This window comes from Nocardia sp. MDA0666, from assembly GCF_003023875.1.
Taxonomy (GTDB): Bacteria; Actinomycetota; Actinomycetes; order Mycobacteriales; family Mycobacteriaceae; genus Nocardia; species Nocardia aobensis.
The window spans coordinates 170,564-186,802 of sequence record NZ_PYHT01000009.1 but is presented as its reverse complement, the minus strand read 5'-3'; the positions used below and the strand labels follow the sequence as shown (position 1 = coordinate 186,802).

Sequence of the window (16,239 nt, the reverse complement as noted above, 5' to 3'; positions counted from 1 at the left end):
TCGGGATTCGGGTGCTCAGGCCTTGGTGATCGCGGCGCGCACACCGCCGACCACATCGGCCGCCTCGGCGCCCGCGGGCGCGAAGCTCAGCTCGGTGGCGAGGATTTCCCCGGCGATGAGGTCGCGGTGCGTGCGTGCCCACTCCGCGCGCTCCTGCGGCACCTCCAGCACCACGGTGATGCGGTCGGAGACGTCGAGGCCCAGCGACTTGCGCGTCTCCTGCAGATCGCGGATCAGGTCGCGGGCCCAGCCCTCGGCCTCGAGTTCCTCGGTGACCTCCGAATTCAGCACCACCAGGCCGGCGTTGCCGGGCAGCGCGGCGGTGGACTCGGGTTCGGCCGCCACCAGACGCTGGGTGTACTCCTCGGGCAGCAGCGCGATGCCGTCGTCGTGGCCGGCCACCAGCGCCGTGACCACCCCGTCGTCCTCGCGCCACTGGCCGGCCTTCACCGCCTTGATCACGCCCTGGACGTCCTTGCCCAGACGCGGACCGGCGGCGCGGGCGTTGACGACCAGTTCGAACCGGCCGTGCGCGGCCACATCGGTGGTCAGGTCCACCTTTTTGACGTTGACCTCGTCGGCGACGAGATCGGCGAACGGACGCAGCCGTTCCGCGTCGGGCGCGGCGATGGTGACCTCGGACAGCGGCAGCCGCACCCGCAGGTTCTGCGCCTTGCGCAGGCTCAGCACGGTCGAGCACACCGACCGCACCTCGTCCATCGCCGACACCAGCTCCGGATCGCGCGGCAGTTCGGTCTCGCCCGGCCAGTCGGTCAGATGCACCGACCGCTCCCCCGTCAGCCCGCGCCAGATCACCTCGGTGATCAGCGGCAGCAGCGGGGCGGCCAGCCGGCAGGTGACCTCCAGCACGGTGTGCAGGGTGTCGATCGCGTCGCGGTCCTCCTCCCAGAACCGCGAACGTGACCGGCGCACATACCAATTGGTGAGCGCGTCGGCGAACGACCGCAGTTCGTCGCAGGCGGTGGCGATGTCGTAGACCTCGAGCGCCTCGGTCATCACATCGCGGGCCGCGGCCAGTTTGGCGAGGATGTAGCGATCCAGCACATTCGCCGAATCCGTTCGCCACACACCGGGTTTCGAGGCGTAGAGCTGCAGGAACGTCCACGCGTTCCACAGCGGCCGCAGCGCGTGGCTCACCCCTTCGCGGATCCCGCGTTCGGTGACGATCAGGTTGCCGCCGCGCAGCACCGGCGACGCCATGAGGAACCAGCGCATGGCATCGGAGCCGTCGCGGTCGAACACCTCGTTGACGTCGGGATAGTTGCCCTTCGACTTGGACATCTTCAATCCGTCGTCGCCGAGCACGATGCCGTGCGCCACAACGGATTTGAACGCCGGCCGGTCGAACAGCGCGGTCGAGAGGACATGCAGGTTGTAGAACCATCCCCGCGTCTGCCCGTTGTACTCGACGATGAAGTCACCCGGGCTGTGCGCCGGGCGGTCGGGGGTGCCCTCGAACCATTCCTTGTTCTCGAACGGGTAGTGCACCTGCGCGTACGGCATCGACCCCGACTCGAACCAGCAGTCGAGCACCTCGGGGGTACGCCGCATCATCGACTTCCCGGTGGGGTCGTCGGGATTCGGGCGCACCAGCTCGTCGATGCCCGGGCGGTGCAGATCCGCCGGACGCACGCCGAAGTCGCGTTCCAGCTCGTCCAGCGAGCCGTACACGTCGACGCGCGGGTAGGCCGGATCGTCGGAGATCCACACCGGGATCGGCGCGCCCCAGTACCGGTTGCGGCTGATGTTCCAGTCGCGCGCGTTCTCCAGCCACTTGCCGAACTGACCGTCGCGGATGTGCTCGGGCACCCAGGTGATCTGCTGGTTCAGCTCCACCATGCGGTCGCGGAACTTCGTGACCGCCACGAACCACGAGGGCACCGCCATGTAGATCAGCGGCTGGCCGGAACGCCAGCTGTGCGGGTAGGAGTGCTCGATCGTCTCGTGCCGCAACAGCTTTCCGGCGGCCTTGAGGTCCTTGATGATGACCGGATTGGCGTCGAACACCATCAGGCCCTCGTACGGCGGCACCATCGAGGTGAACTTGCCGCCGGCGTCGAGCGGCTGCACCACCTCGATGCCGTTGGCCGACGCGACGTCCATATCCTCCTCACCGAACGCGGGCGCCAGATGCACCACGCCGGTTCCGGAGTCGGTGGTCACGTAGTCGGCGTTCAGCACGCGATGCGCGTTGGGGTGGCCGAGGAAGAAGTCGAACGGCGGCCGATAGCGCAGGCCCGCGAGCGCCGCGCCCGCATGCTCCGAGAGGACCTCGAGTCCGTCGTCGGCGGTGCCGAGTTCGCGGGCGTAGTGCGAGACCCGCTCGGCGGCCAGCACGTACCGCTTGCCGTCCTTGCCGCGCACGTGGGCATAGGTGATGTCCGGGTGAACCGCGATCGCCAGGTTCGACGGGAGCGTCCACGGCGTGGTGGTCCAGATCAACGCGTTGGCGCCGTCGAGTTCGCGCAGCGGATGATCGGGGGCGACCTCGAGCAGCATGTCGACGGTGACCGCCGGATCCTGGCGCATCCGGTAGGCGTCGTCGAGACGCGCTTCCTGATTCGACAGCGGCGTCTGCTCGTACCAGCTGTAGGGCAGCACCCGGAAGCCTTGGTAGACAAGCCCTTTGTCGTGCAGCGACTTGAACGCCCACATCACCGACTCCATGAAGTCGAGATCGAGGGTCTTGTAGTCGTTGTCGAAGTCGACCCACCGTGCTTGGCGTGTCACATAGTCACGCCACTCATTGGTGTAACGAAGCACAGAGGATTTACACGCGGCATTGAATTCCGCGAGGCCCATCGCGTCGATCTGTGATTTGTCCGTGATACCGAGTTGCTTCTCCGCTTCGATTTCCGCGGGCAATCCGTGTGTGTCCCAACCGAAGCGCCGTTCCACGCGCTTACCGCGCATCGTCTGGAACCGCGGAACCAAATCCTTCACATATCCGGTGAGCAGATGTCCGTAATGCGGCAAACCATTGGCGAACGGCGGGCCGTCGTAGAAGACGAACTCGTCGCACTTCTCCCCACGGTTGTCGATGCTGGCACGGAAGGTGTCGTCGGCGGCCCAGTAGTCCAGCACCCGGCGCTCGAGCTCCGGGAACGACACGCTCGCGCCCTGCCGCGAGCCGGCATCCGCATCGGTGAAGTCGACGCGGGGATAGGCGTTGCGGGTGGATGTCTCGTCCGCCATGGCGGCGTGGTCTCCCTCGTGCCAGTGCGCGCATGCGGCGCAGTCGGTGGGCACGGGGACGACCTCGGCGCCTGTGCGCCGCTGCCGCGGTACCACCCCGCTTGTCCGGGCCGGATGTTCCGGCGTGGCGGACCTCTCGTTGCGAGCTGTGACGGGCTCACCCGTTCGGTTCTACTGGGCGCCTGTGGCGCCGTTCTTCCGAAGGCTCCCCGGTGATGGCCGGATCACTGCCGATCTACAGGTTTGATTGTAGCCAGTGCGGGCAACGTTATTTCCGTGCCCTGTTCACCGTGCCCGCTCAGCGTTTGGCGTGACGGCCGGGACGTGATTGCGGGCCTTCCTCGGGTTCACGCATGGCCAGCGCGCTGACCAGCAGCAGGACCGCACCGATCACGCAGACGACGATGCAACCCCACGCCCAGATCACCGATCCGGTGGTCAACGCCGTCACCAGCAGGGCGAAGCCGATCGCGGCCAGGACGAGCGTCAGAACGAGCATGGTCACCCCCTAGGCGGGCAGGGCGGGCCGCATCGCCCCGGAGGGGCCGGGCGGCTCGGCAGAACTACGACCACACAGCGGCATGCGGCGCCGGACCCCGTCGTATCGGCGGGGTGGCGGGCACCCGGGACGAGCTATTTGCCACCCTTGGCGAACGATGCCGGACCATGGCTGTTCGATATCGCCTCGAAGGCCTCGCCACCGTCGACCGGCACGGCCGAACCGCGGTTCTCCAGCTCCTCGAGCTGCGATTCCAGGTAGGACTTCAGCCGCACCCGGTACTCGCGCTCGAAGGTCTTCAGCTGCTCGATGCGGCTCTCCAGCACGCTGCGCTGCTGGGTGATGGTGGCCATGATCTCGGTGTGCTTGCGCTCGGCGTCGGCCTGCAGGGCGTCGGCCTTCTCCTTCGCCTGGCGAAGCTGGCTGTCGGAACGGGTCTGCGCGTCCGAGAGCAGCGAGTCGGCCTTCTGCCGCGCCTCGCCGACCATCGCGTCCGAGCGGGTCTGCGCTTCGCTGACCATTCGCTCGGAATTCGCCCGGGCGTTGGAGAGCAGCTGTTCGGCCTCTGCCTTGGCGTCGGTGGTGAGCCGGTCGGCCATCTCCTGCGCCAGGCTCAGCACCTTCGCGGCCTGCAGGTTCGCATCCGCGGCGGAGTTGTCCTTGGGGGCCACCGGCGCGGGGGCCGGCACCGGCACGGGCGGCGCCACGGGCGCGGGCTTCGGTGGTTCCGGTTGCGGCGGAGCGGGTTTCACCGCCTGCGGGGCGGGACGCGACTTCTTGGCATCCGCCAATTCGGCATCCAGCTCAGCAACCCGCTGGCGCAGGTCCGCATTCTCCTCGATGAGGCGCGAGAGCTCCTGTTCGACCAAGTCGAGGAAGGCGTCGACTTCATCCTCGTTGTAGCCGCGCTTCCCGATCGGCGGTTTGCTGAACGCGACGTTGTGCACATCGGCTGGAGTCAGCGGCATGGAAGGATCCCTTCGCGCTTCGTACGGAGATCTAGCGTAGATCTTCTAGCAAGCTCTTCTTCTCGGCCCATTCTGTCACACCGGAGCTATCGGCTGCCCGAGCCTGCTGACGATGGACATCAGAATGAACACGATGAAAAGCAGGACCATAATCGACAGATCCAGGCGAATTCCTCCCAAGTTCACGGGAGGTATCAGGCGCCTCAACAGTTTCACCGGCGGATCGGTGATCGTGAAGATCGCCTCCAGAACGACGGCGACGAACCCCCGCGGATGCCAGTCGCGCGCAAAGCTGCGGATGAACTCGACGATCACTCGGCTGATCAGCAACAGCCAGAAGAGGAAGAGGAGTACATACAGCACCTGAAACAAGGCCACCTGTCCACTTTGCCTCAGATTCGGTGTCCTGCAAACTCCCCGCGCCGTGCATTCGGCGTCATTTCCCCCCGTCGCGGCTCACCCGACCGGGGCCGCCGCCGCGCGCGGCACCCGGTTCGGGGTTATTTCTGGTTGTAGAAGCCGTTTTCGGCGATGCGGCGGCGCTCCTCGGCCGATACATCGACATCCGACGGTGAGAGCAGGAACACCTTGGTGGCCACCTTGTCGAACGAACCGCGCAGCGCGAACGCCAGTCCGGCGGCGAAATCCACCAGGCGGCGCGCGTCGGCGTTGCTCATCTCGACCAGGTCCATGATCACGGGCGTACCGTCACGGAAACGCTCGCCGATGATCGCGGCCTCGGCATAGGTGCGCGGACGCAGTGTCGTGATCTTGGACAACGGACCTCCGTCCTCGAAGACGGGGGTGCGGCGCGGGGCCGGCTCGAACCGGGCGCGCTCCTCCATCCGCCGCTCTTCCATCCGGCGTTCGGCCTCGGGATCGACCGCCAGCGCACCGTGCGTGGTGCCACGCACCATCGGAGTGCCACCGCCGAGTCCGCGCGAGCGGCCCGAGGGTGCGGATTCGATCCGGGTCGGGCGGCGCAGGGGCTCGTAGCGGTCGTCGGAGTAGGACTCGTCGGCGAACTCCGAGCGGCGCGGCACCGTGTAGCCGGGCTGATAGGGCGCCTTGTAGGCCGGCTCCGGGTAGCCCGGATCGTCGGCGAAGCGGTCGTCGCCGAAACGCGAGCGTCCGGCGTCGTACGGATCGTCGTCGAAACGCGAGCGGCGCACCCCGCGGTCGTCCGCACCCAGCGGGCCACGGTCGTCGATCCCCCGAGGGCCACGGTCGTCGACGTAGTCGTCCTCGTATTCCTCGAGCGGGACCATGCCGAAGTAGGCCTTGAACCTGTGCAGCGTACTCATGCTCCCACCTCACTAACGCTGGGCTCCAGCACGAGCATGCTCGTGGCTGCGCTGATGTCTCGCTCGCTACGCTCGCTCATCCTGGTCGACCTTCCTACGGCCCCGACTGACCTGGGGTGTTGAAGTCCTGCTCAGTCCTCGTCAGCCCCAAGCATATGTTTCGAATGTGACTGATGAGGTTTCTTTGCTACTGCGAGGTTATCGGTCGGTCGCCCATGAGAGCAGTACCGACACGCACGCAGGTAGACCCGTGTCGAATGGCGACCTCGAGGTCGCCCGACATGCCCGCCGACAATTCGGTCGCGCCCGGATGCGCGGCCAGCAGCGTGCGATGCAGACCGGCCAGTTCGGCGAACGCCGCATCCGGCTCCGCGCCCAGCGGCGGAATCGCCATCAGGCCCGCGAGCTGCAGATTCTCGGATTTCGCGACCTGATCGGCCAGCATCGGGAGATCATCCGGGACGACGCCGCCGCGCGCCGGATCGCGATCCAGGCTCACCTGCAGTAGCACGCGCAGCGGATCCGCGCGCGCTCCCTCCTCGCGTGCGGCCGCCGTGGCGGTGTCAAGGGCCCTCACCAGACGCTCCGAATCCACCGAGTGCACCGTATCGGCCCAGCGCACAACCGATTTCGCCTTGTTGCGCTGCAATCGGCCGATCATGTGCCAGCGCATCTGCGCCAGATGTCCTAATGAGGCCACCTTGGCGGAGGCCTCCTGTTCCCGCGATTCACCGAATTCCCGGCGCCCGAGCCGATACAGGATCTCCACGTCGGAGGCCGGGAAGTATTTGGTCACCGGCAGCAACCGGACGGTGTCACGATCGCGCCCGGCAGCGCGGCACGCGGCGTCGATGCGATGTTCCAGCTGGGTGAGCGCGGCGGCGAGTCCCGCCTCACGGGACTGCGGCGCGCCCGCCCCGGATTCGGTTGCGCCGAGCCCGGATTCGGCGTGGTTCACCGGTTCTCCTCCATCCAGATCACTCCGGCGATGCGGCCGGTGGGCGCGCCGCGACGGTGGCTGAACAGGGTGGCGTCGGAGATGGTGGAGCGCGGATCGACCGCGACCGCGCCGACCCCGGCCGCTTCCAGCTGACGGCGGATTCCGGCTCGCAGATCCAGCCCCGGTGTACCGCGCCGGGTCGTGGTGGCGCTGCCGGGCAGATGGGCCTCGACGTCGTCGCGCATGGCGGCGGGCACCTCGTAATCCTCGCCACCGGCGGCCGGGCCGAGGAAGGCGCCGATGCGGTGCGGATGGGCGCCGACCGAGATCATCGCCTCGAGGACCTTCGGCACGATTCCGATGCGGGCGCCGACGCGGCCGGCGTGTACGGCCGCGATGACCCCGGCCTCGTCGTCGGACATCAGCAGGGGGACGCAATCGGCGGTGAGCACCACCAGCGCGAGATTCGGCACGGTGGTGACGAGCGCGTCGGTCACCGGCACCGGTTCGGCGCGGGGGCCGTCGACGATCTCGACGTTGCGGCTGTGCACCTGTTCCATCCAGACCAAGCGGCCGGGTGGCAGGCCGATGCCTTCGGCGAGACGTATCCTGTTGCGCCGCACCGCTTCCGGATCGTCGCCGACGTGATCGCCCAGGTTGAACGAGTCGTAGGGCGCCGCCGAGAACCCACCGGCCCGCGTGGTCGTCACCCGTCGCGTCCGAACCGAAGCCTGTGTCATGTCTCCGAGATTAATAGGCCGTACCGGTCCGGAGTCGAGCGTGCCGCCGAGTGATCCGGAACGTAGGTGGCGGGGCGGCGGAACGGGGCACAGCGCGAGCATGCCCCGCGAAGTACCCACGGCGTGCGAGTTCATGCACACGACATTGCCGCCACCCACGGTGCCGCGTTCGCCACTGCCCGGCGCGACGCTTCCGCTCGCGGTGTTCGTTCTCACACGCCGCTGCCCCGGAGACCGGCGACGACGCCCCCGGAGATCGACATCACACGGCCGCCCGGCACCGGTCCGCCGGAATTCCGGTGGCACAGGGGGTTTCGACCGCCCCCACGACCCGCACACGCCGCTGCCCCCTCCGCGACGTCGGAGAGGGCAGCGAGATCGGCGTGCTTACCGGCGCATGAAATCGGGGACGTCGACGTCGTCGGTGTCCTCGTCCGGCATCTGAATGTGCGAGCGGTTGTTGTGCGCGATGGTCGGCTCCGTGGCCGGGCGCGGTTCGTAGGACGGGGCCGGGCCGCGGGCCGGCGTCGGATCGGCCGGGCGCTCGGGCTCGGACTGTCGGGTGCTGCCGAAATCACGGCGAGTGGTGGACTGGCCGATGTCACCGGCCCGGCCGGCGCCGATATTCGTTCTGCCCGCCGGTTCGATGCGCCGGGCCGGGGTGCCCCCGTCGAAGCCGGCGGCGATCACCGTGACCCGGACCTCGTCGCCGAGCGAATCGTCGATCACCGTACCGAAGATGATGTTGGCCTCGATGTGCGCGGCCTCCTGCACCAGCGAGGCGGCCTCGTTGATCTCGAACAGACCGAGATCCGATCCACCGGCGATCGACAGCAGCACGCCGTGCGCACCGTCCATCGACGCCTCCAGCAGCGGCGAATTGATCGCCGCCTCCGCGGCTTTCACGGATCGTCCCTCGCCGCGCGAGGAGCCGATGCCCATCAACGCCGAACCGGCGCCGGACATGACGCTCTTGACGTCGGCGAAGTCGACGTTGATCAGACCCGGGGTGGTGATCAGGTCGGTGATGCCCTGAACACCGTTGAGCAGCACCTCGTCGGCGGAGCGGAAGGCGTCCATCAGGCTCACCGCCGCGTCGCCGAGCTGCAGCAGCCGGTCGTTCGGGATGACGATGAGGGTGTCGCAGGATTCGCGCAGCGCCTGGATACCGGCTTCGGCCTGGTTGCTGCGGCGTTTGCCCTCGAACGAGAACGGCCGCGTCACCACTCCTATGGTCAAGGCGCCCAGCTTGCGGGCGATCGAGGCCACCACGGGCGCGCCACCGGTACCGGTGCCGCCGCCCTCACCCGCCGTCACGAAGACCATGTCGGCGCCCTTGAGCACCTCTTCGATCTCGTCCTTGTGGTCCTCGGCCGCCTTGCGGCCCACCTCGGGATCCGCGCCGGCGCCGAGACCGCGGGTGAGTTCGCGGCCGACGTCGAGCTTGACGTCCGCATCACTCATCAGCAGTGCCTGGGCGTCGGTGTTGACGGCGATGAACTCGACTCCCTTGAGTCCCTGTTCGATCATTCGGTTGACGGCGTTCACGCCGCCGCCGCCGATACCGACGACCTTGATCACTGCAAGGTAGTTGTGCGGGGGCGTCATGGGCTCTCGCCTTCCTTCGATCCAAAGCCTGTCGTTTTCGGATTCTCGGCAGAGCGCCGATTCGAGGTCCCCGGTCCGCCCGGGGTTTCACTCGGACAAACCCTAAACCTGAACCATAGGGTTGGCGTTATGTCAAGTATCCGACTGGTGCGGAACGCTATTCGCACCCGTCGCGATCCGTGCGCAGGCGCGCCGACACGAGGGTCAGAATCTTGTGCGATCCGTCTCGTCCGAGCCCGTCGGGCATGGTACCGCGAACGGCCGCCACAGACATCGAGATCGGGCCTCGATCTCCGCGGGACCGCGGATTCACCGGCCCCGCCCGCGACCGCGGCACCCGGACGGGCCCAGGTGCCACGGCCATCACGCACGGCCATCGACTCCCGGCCGCCGGTCGAAAACCGCAACGGCACAACGAGTGTCACTATCTTACCGTTACCAGATCGGGACTCGAAACGTCGAATACCGTTCCCGGGCGCGTCAGCACCGGAAGGACCACCGCGGCTTTGCGTTCGGAGTCGTCGGGACCGCCCCAGACCACCGTACGGTCGTCGCGCAGCTTCAGTTCGATATCCGAAACCGTCCGCGCCACAACCTCTCCCACCTGGGCTCGAAGCGCCGGCGGCGCGGCGTCGAGGACCGCGACCGCGGCCCGGGTCACCGGGTCGGCGCTGCCGGGATGGTCGGTGACCAGCTTCGCGACGCCGGGCGGCGGTGGTTCGATCGCGAATTCGACGCTGTCGGCGTCGAGCAGATGCGGTCCCTGCGGGCTGTCGAAGAACACCACGGCGGAGCGCTCGTCCACCGTGACCCGCACCGTGGACGGAAACACCCGCTGCACCCGTGCCGACCGCACCTTCGGCAGCGACGCCACCCGGCGCGCGATCGCGTCGGTATCGATACGCAGCATGGAGCGGCCGTCGGGGATCTGCAGCACCGCGCGCACATCCTGTTCGGGCACCGTCGACACCCCCTCGACCTGCACGGAGCGCACCGACAGCGCGGGGGTGAAGTAGGCGACCACCAGCAGCACGATCACCACGACCACGATCGGCGCGCCCCACAACAGAATCCGCCGCCACCGGCCGTCGAAGGGCAGCCGTGCGCGGGCCCCGCCCCGGTGGAGGCGATCGTCGCCCTCGTCGCCGTCCGCGGCGAATTCGGCCTCGGCGTCCGGATCGACGTCCTCGATCGTCTCGCGGCGTGTCATCTCCACCTCCCTCTCCGGCCGGCACCGCCGGGCGGGGGTGCCGTGCTCACCGACCCGTCGACGGGCGCACCCGCAGTCCGTCCAGAATCTGCCCGCCGAGCATCGTCACGTCGCCGGCGCCCATGGTGATCACCACATCGCCCGCGCGGGCCAGGCTCGCGGCCTGCCGGCCCACCCGCGACATATCCGGTTGGTAGTGCACGGGTTTGGTGACCGCCTGCGCCACCAGCGCGCCGTTGACGCCGGGCAGCGGCTTCTCGCGCGCGCCGTAGACGTCGAGGACCACGACCTCGTCGGCCAGCGACAGCGCCGCGCCGAATTCCTCGGCGAAGGTCGCCGTGCGGCTGTACAAGTGCGGCTGGAACACCACGATCACCCGGCCCTGGCGGGAGCGGGCGCCGTCGGCCGCCTCCTGGCGGACCAATTCGGCCGCGGCCCCCAGTACGGCACGCACCTCGGTCGGGTGGTGGGCGTAGTCGTCGAAGACCCGCACCCCGTTCTCGCGGCCCACGAACTGGAAGCGGCGGTGCACACCACCGAAACCCTCCAGGCCCTGCAGGATTTCGTCCACATCGGCCCCGGCATCGCGGGCGGCGAGCAGCGCCGCGAGGGCGTTGAGGGCCATATGGCGGCCGGGCACCGACAGGCGCAGCGTGCGCGGCGCGGGTTCGTCGCCCAGTTGCACCGTGGCGACACCGCCCACGTCGCGCGGCTCCCAGCTCACCAGCCGGGCCTGCATCGGCACCGGCGCGTCGGCCGTCTCCGTCGAGCCGTAACCGGCCACCCGGATGTCGAGTTCCCCGGCCGCGACCCGGTCGGCGACCCGGCGGGCCAGCGCCAGCGAACCGGGATCGTCCAGGCAGACCACGAGCAGTCCGCCGGAGACCAGCCGCGCCACGAAGTCGTCGAACACCTGGACGTAGGCCTCGTCGGAGCCGAAGAAATCCAGATGATCGGATTCGATGTTGGTGACCACCGCGACGTCCGGATCGTATTGCAGCAGTGAGCCGTCCGACTCGTCGGCCTCTGCCACGAAATAACCGCCGGTGCCGTGATGCGCGTTCGTCCCGGCCTCGTTCAGTTCACCGCCGACGGCGAACGAGGGATCGAAGCCGCAGTGCTGCAACGCCACCACCAGCATCGAGGTGGTGGAGGTCTTGCCGTGGGTGCCCGACACGAGCAGGGTGTGGTGGCCGCGCATCAGTTCGGCGAGCACCGTGGGACGCATCAGCACCGGCACACCGCGCCGATTCGCCTCGACCAGTTCGGGATTCGTCTTCGGGATGGCGGCGTAGGTGGTCACGACCGCGCTCGGGCCGCCCTCCAGCAGATCCAGCGCACTCGCGTCGTGGCCGATGCGGACCTGGGCCCCGCGCGCCCGCAACGCCAGTACGCCGCGGCTCTCCTTGGCGTCCGAGCCCGACACCTCGCCCCCGCGGGCGAGCAGAATCCGCGCGATCCCCGACATGCCGGCACCGCCGATGCCGACCATGTGGACCCGCCGCAACAACTCCGGCAGTTCGGTGGGGGCCTGCCCGGTGTGGTTCACCGGGTCCGCGGCTCCCACTTCGGCCGTCTCGTTTCCTCCGGTCACCGTCCGGTCACCTCCAGCACGATTCGCGCCACCGTGTCCGCGGCGTCGCGATGTCCGGCACCGGCGGCGGCGACCGACATGTTCGTCAGCGCGGCCGGGTCGGTGAGCAGCGCGATCACCTCGTCCATCACGTACTTCGGCGTCATCTCCGCATCCGCGACGATTCTGCCACCGCCCTGCGCGACGATCGGGCGGGCGTTGAACTCCTGTTCGCCGTTGCCGTGCGGCAGCGGCACGTAGAACGCCGGCAGACCGACCGCCGACACCTCGGCCACGGTCATCGCGCCCGAGCGGCACACCGTGGCGTCGGCGGCGGCATAGGCCAGATCCATCCGCGACAGATATGGCACCGCAACGTATTTCGCGCCGTCCCGGCCGGATTCGGTGTCGATGCCGTCCAGATCGAGCGTGTTCTTGGGACCATGCGCGTGCAGTACCGAGATACCCGCCGCCAGCAGTTGCGCGGCCGCGCCGGACACCGCCTCGTTCAACCGGCGCGCGCCCTGGGAGCCGCCGAAGACCAGCAGAACCGGGCCCTGCTGCGGCAGACCGAAGTGCTCCCGCGCCTGCGCCCGCAGTCCGGCCCGGTCCAAGGTGGCGATCGAGGCGCGCACCGGAATCCCGACCACCTCGGCATCGGCGCGCCCGCGCGCGTGCACACCCGAATTCGGCACGGCCGCGAGCACCCGCGCCGCACGCCGGGCGCCGACCTTGTTCGCGATCCCCGCCTTCACATTGGCCTCGTGCACCACCAGCGGCACCCGGCGCGAGCGCCGCAGCACTCCCCCGCCGGCCGCGAGATAGGCGGGCACCGAGACGTAGCCGCCGAATCCGATGATCACGTCGGCCTCGACCGCGTCGATCACCGCGCGGGTCCGCGCCACCGCGGCGCGGACCCGGCCGGGCAGGCGCAGCAGATCGGCGGTGGGTTTACGTGGCAGCGGGACCGGCGGAATCAGCTCCAGCGGATAGCCGCGTTCGGGAATCAGCGTCGTCTCCAGCCCGCGCTGGGTGCCCAGTGCGGTGATCCGGATCGAGGGATCCAGCCGGCGCAGTGCGTCCGCGACCGCCATCGCGGGTTCGATATGCCCGGCCGTGCCCCCGCCGGCGACGATCACCGAGAGCGTCCGTTGCCCGGAACCCGTCGTGCCGCCGCTCTCGCCGGTTGTCACCTCGAATTACCTCGTTCTCTCGCATGTGTCATCGGATAGCTGGGCTCCCAGGCCCGGGTGGTGCGCCACGACGACGCTCCGCGCGCCTCCCGCCGTCCGGCGTCGGCGCTGCGTCGTCGTGCCGAATCCGAATCTATCGACCGCCGCGGTATCGCCGCACTCCCACCCCGCGTCTGCGCGGCCCCGCGGGTCCCGCCCGCGCCGCGCGACCGACCGGATTTGTCCGACCGCTTGCGCGCGGGCGGCAGTTCCCGCCGTCGCGGGCCGGACACCGCGCGGGCCCGCCCCGCACGGGCGGGCGCGTAGGTTTCCGGGATCGGCAGCCGCAGCAAGCGGCTGAACCGCCCGTCCTGACCGCCCTTCAGCGCCGCGATCGCCTCGGGTTCGTGCCGGGCCGCGCTCGCGATCAGGCCGAACATCATCAACGTGATCGCCAGCGACGAACCACCGGCCGATACCAGCGGCAACTGCAGACCCGTCACCGGCAGCAGGCCCACGACATAGCCGATGTTGATCAGCGCCTGCCCGGTGATCCAGGTGGTCGCGGCCGCGGTCAGCAATCGCAGGAACGGATCGGCCGAGCGGGCGGCGATGCGCAGTCCGACGAAGACGAACAGCGCGAAAAGCCCCAGTACGAGGGCACATCCGAGAAATCCGAGTTCCTCGCCGATGATGGCGAAGATGAAGTCGTTGTGCGCGTTGGGCAGATAACTCCACTTGGCCCGGCTCTGGCCGAGTCCGCGCCCCCAGATCCCGCCGTCGGCGAGGGAGAACAGCGCTTGGCGCGCCTGGTAGCCGATGCCCTGCGGATCGTCGCCGGGATTGAAGAACGCGCGCATGCGATCGGATCGATAGCCGGCCGACAGCGCCAGAATTCCCGCCGCGACCGCACCCGAGACCGCGATGGTCACGAACAGCCGCACCGGCAACCCGCCGAACCACAGCAGCGCGACCAGCACCAGGCCGACCGCGATGGTCGTCGACAGATTCGGTTCCAGCACGATCAGCAGACAGGTCAGCAGACCGGCCGGCACCAGCGGCACCAGAATGTCCTTGTACCCGGCCTGGTCGCTGCGGCGGGTCGCCAGCAGATGCGCGCCCCACAGGATCAGGGTGACCTTCACGATCTCCGACGGCTGCACCGAGACGAAGCCGAGGTCGAACCACCGGCGCGAACCCTGGACCTGCGAACCGATTCCGGGAATCAGCACCAGTACCAGCAGCAGCACCGACGCCGCGAACAGCGGGAACGACAGCTGCCGCAGCACCCGCATCGGAATACGCAGCGCCACATAGAACAGCGCCGCGCCCAGGCCCGCGAAGAACGCCTGCTGCATGAACAGCGAATAGGCCGAACCGCCGTCGGCGTAGGCCTCCACACTGGAGGCCGACAGCACCATCACCAGCCCGAGCACGGTGAGCAGGGTGGCGATGGTGACGACCAGGTGGAAATCGGCCAGCGGGCGCGCCAGCCAGGCACCGAACCAGGTGCCCACGGGCTTGCGCGCCGGTTTCGTCACTGCTGGCTCCCGATATCTCTCTCGTCCAGGGCCTGCACCGCCGCGACGAAACTGCGGCCGCGATGGGTGTAGTCGGCGAACATGTCCAGGGAGGCCGCGGCGGGGGCGAGCAGGACGGTGTCGCCGCGCCCGGCATATCCGGCCGCGATGCGTACCGCGCGGGCCATCACCGCGTCGGCGCCGTCGATCTCGGCGACCAGAGATGCCGTGGAGGGTTCCCCGCTCATCTGTGCATCGTCACCCGAACCGAGCTCGACCACCGGGACATCCGGCGCGTGTCGCGCCATTGCCGCCGCGATGATCGGCGCGTCCTGACCGAAGACCACCGCCGCGACGAGACGCTCGGCGACCTCCTCGACCAGATCGTCGATATGGGCGCCCTTGAGCTGGCCCCCGGCGATCCACACCACCTGCGGATGCGCCAGGATCGAGGACCGCGCGGCATGCGGATTGGTGGCCTTCGAATCGTCGACGAAGCCGACCCCGCCGAGTTCCCGCACGAAGGCGGCGCGGTGCGGGCCCACCTTGTGTTCGGCCAAGCCCTCCTTGACGAACTGCGGGGCCACGTCGATGGCACGGGTCAGCGCGGCCGCGGCCAGCGCGTCGGCGACACCGGCGGGGCCGGGCGGGCTGATATCGCCGACCTCGGCGAGGATCGCGGCCTTGGTGAAGGCGCGGTCCAGCAATTTGCCGTCGACCACACCGAGTTCACCGTCCGCCGGCACGCCGATCCGGAAGCCGACGGTGCGGCGCGCCTTGGACTTTCGCGCCAGCGCGGCGGCCACGGCGTCGTCGAGGCCGACCACGCCCACCCGGCCGGTGAGCGCCCGCGCCTTCGCGGCGGCATAGGCGTCGAGGCCGCCGTGCCAGTCCAGATGATCCTCGGCCACGTTCAGCACCACACCGGCCTCCGGGCGCACCGACGGCGCCCAGTGCAGCTGGAACGACGACAGCTCGACCGCGAGGATCTGCGGACCCGGGGTGCGCCGCAGCGCGTCCAGGATCGGCAGCCCGATATTGCCGCACGCGACGCTGGGCAGACCGGCCGCGCGCAGGATGGCGTGGGTCATCTGGGTGGTGGTGGTCTTGCCGTTGGTCCCGGTGATCACCAGCCATTTGCGCACCGGACCGTAGAGCCGCGCCTGATCCACCCACCAGGCGAATTCCACATCGCCCCAGACCGGAATGCCCTCGGTGACCGCGGAGACCAGGACCGGTGAACCCGGTCGCCAGCCCGGGCTGGTGATGACGAGCGCGAACCGTTCCAGCGCACCGGGTTCGAGCAGCGCGGCACCGGTGGCGGTGTCGAGGCCGAGTTCGGCGGCCTCGGCCATCGCCTTCTCCCCGGCGTCGGTGACCACCGGACGGGCGCCGATATCGCGCAGCGGCTCGATCAGCGAGCGCCCCGACACCCCCCATCCCGCGACGAGAACGTCACGGCCACGCAGGAATTCGAGCATGGGACCCG

The 16,239-nt window shown here is 69.0% G+C and carries 13 protein-coding genes; all 13 read right to left on the bottom strand.

The features are described 5' to 3' along the window. Positions 1–15 precede the first annotated feature (15 nt). The 13 genes from ileS to murD all read right to left on the bottom strand — a co-directional run bounded on the left by ileS (position 16) and on the right by murD (position 16,231). Entirely contained in the window at positions 16–3,216 is a 3,201-nt protein-coding gene (ileS, locus tag C8258_RS15755) for an isoleucine--tRNA ligase (protein WP_106955846.1), read from the bottom strand. Positions 3,217–3,514: 298 nt separating this feature from the next. Then, a complete protein-coding gene (locus C8258_RS15750) occupies positions 3,515–3,715 on the bottom strand; it encodes a hypothetical protein (protein ID WP_036500385.1) in 201 nt (66 codons plus the stop codon). A 134-nt stretch (positions 3,716–3,849) separates the two neighbouring features. Continuing rightward, on the bottom strand, positions 3,850–4,683 hold the full coding sequence (locus tag C8258_RS15745; RefSeq protein ID WP_106955808.1) for a DivIVA domain-containing protein: 834 nt from the start codon (positions 4,681–4,683) through the stop codon (positions 3,850–3,852). Between the two features lie 75 nt (positions 4,684–4,758). Continuing rightward, on the bottom strand, positions 4,759–5,061 hold the full coding sequence (locus C8258_RS15740) for a YggT family protein (protein ID WP_025348651.1): 303 nt from the start codon (positions 5,059–5,061) through the stop codon (positions 4,759–4,761). Positions 5,062–5,183: 122 nt separating this feature from the next. Further along, the gene (locus C8258_RS15735; protein WP_036500371.1) at positions 5,184–5,987 is read right to left on the bottom strand and encodes a cell division protein SepF; all 804 of its coding nucleotides are present in this window, start codon (positions 5,985–5,987) and stop codon (positions 5,184–5,186) included. A 187-nt stretch (positions 5,988–6,174) separates the two neighbouring features. Next, on the bottom strand, positions 6,175–6,945 hold the full coding sequence (locus tag C8258_RS15730; RefSeq protein WP_106955807.1) for a YggS family pyridoxal phosphate-dependent enzyme: 771 nt from the start codon (positions 6,943–6,945) through the stop codon (positions 6,175–6,177). Then, complete coding sequence (gene pgeF, locus C8258_RS15725) at positions 6,942–7,667, bottom strand: peptidoglycan editing factor PgeF (RefSeq protein WP_106955806.1); 726 nt, start codon at positions 7,665–7,667, stop codon at positions 6,942–6,944. Before pgeF ends, C8258_RS15730 begins: the two co-directional genes overlap by 4 nt. Positions 7,668–8,054: 387 nt before the next feature. Continuing rightward, positions 8,055–9,275, bottom strand: coding sequence for a cell division protein FtsZ (gene ftsZ, locus C8258_RS15720; RefSeq protein ID WP_036500364.1), 1,221 nt, complete (start codon positions 9,273–9,275; stop codon positions 8,055–8,057). A 424-nt stretch (positions 9,276–9,699) separates the two neighbouring features. After that, positions 9,700–10,485, bottom strand: coding sequence for a cell division protein FtsQ/DivIB (locus C8258_RS15715; protein WP_106955805.1), 786 nt, complete (start codon positions 10,483–10,485; stop codon positions 9,700–9,702). Positions 10,486–10,531: 46 nt separating this feature from the next. Further along, a complete protein-coding gene (gene murC, locus C8258_RS15710) occupies positions 10,532–11,977 on the bottom strand; it encodes a UDP-N-acetylmuramate--L-alanine ligase (protein WP_106955845.1) in 1,446 nt (481 codons plus the stop codon). A gap of 98 nt (positions 11,978–12,075) precedes the next feature. Next, positions 12,076–13,251: an undecaprenyldiphospho-muramoylpentapeptide beta-N-acetylglucosaminyltransferase gene (murG, locus tag C8258_RS15705; RefSeq protein WP_051024504.1), complete on the bottom strand. Its 1,176-nt coding sequence runs from the start codon at positions 13,249–13,251 to the stop codon at positions 12,076–12,078. Then, on the bottom strand, positions 13,248–14,771 hold the full coding sequence (ftsW, locus tag C8258_RS15700; RefSeq protein WP_233225112.1) for a putative lipid II flippase FtsW: 1,524 nt from the start codon (positions 14,769–14,771) through the stop codon (positions 13,248–13,250). The genes murG and ftsW overlap by 4 nt, the downstream gene beginning before the upstream one ends. Further along, the gene (gene murD / locus C8258_RS15695; RefSeq protein ID WP_106955804.1) at positions 14,768–16,231 is read right to left on the bottom strand and encodes a UDP-N-acetylmuramoyl-L-alanine--D-glutamate ligase; all 1,464 of its coding nucleotides are present in this window, start codon (positions 16,229–16,231) and stop codon (positions 14,768–14,770) included. Before murD ends, ftsW begins: the two co-directional genes overlap by 4 nt. Between the last annotated feature and the right edge of the window lie 8 nt (positions 16,232–16,239).

Coding starts and splice junctions, on each gene's coding strand:
- murC (WP_106955845.1), bottom strand. CDS start 11,977: ATGGTCGGCATCGGCGGTGCCGGCATGTCGGGGATCGCGCGGATTCTG.
- ileS (WP_106955846.1), bottom strand. CDS start 3,216: ATGGCGGACGAGACATCCACCCGCAACGCCTATCCCCGCGTCGACTTC.
- murD (WP_106955804.1), bottom strand. CDS start 16,231: ATGCTCGAATTCCTGCGTGGCCGTGACGTTCTCGTCGCGGGATGGGGG.
- ftsZ (WP_036500364.1), bottom strand. CDS start 9,275: ATGACGCCCCCGCACAACTACCTTGCAGTGATCAAGGTCGTCGGTATC.
- C8258_RS15750 (WP_036500385.1), bottom strand. CDS start 3,715: ATGCTCGTTCTGACGCTCGTCCTGGCCGCGATCGGCTTCGCCCTGCTG.
- C8258_RS15715 (WP_106955805.1), bottom strand. CDS start 10,485: ATGACACGCCGCGAGACGATCGAGGACGTCGATCCGGACGCCGAGGCC.
- C8258_RS15745 (WP_106955808.1), bottom strand. CDS start 4,683: ATGCCGCTGACTCCAGCCGATGTGCACAACGTCGCGTTCAGCAAACCG.
- pgeF (WP_106955806.1), bottom strand. CDS start 7,667: ATGACACAGGCTTCGGTTCGGACGCGACGGGTGACGACCACGCGGGCC.
- C8258_RS15735 (WP_036500371.1), bottom strand. CDS start 5,987: ATGAGTACGCTGCACAGGTTCAAGGCCTACTTCGGCATGGTCCCGCTC.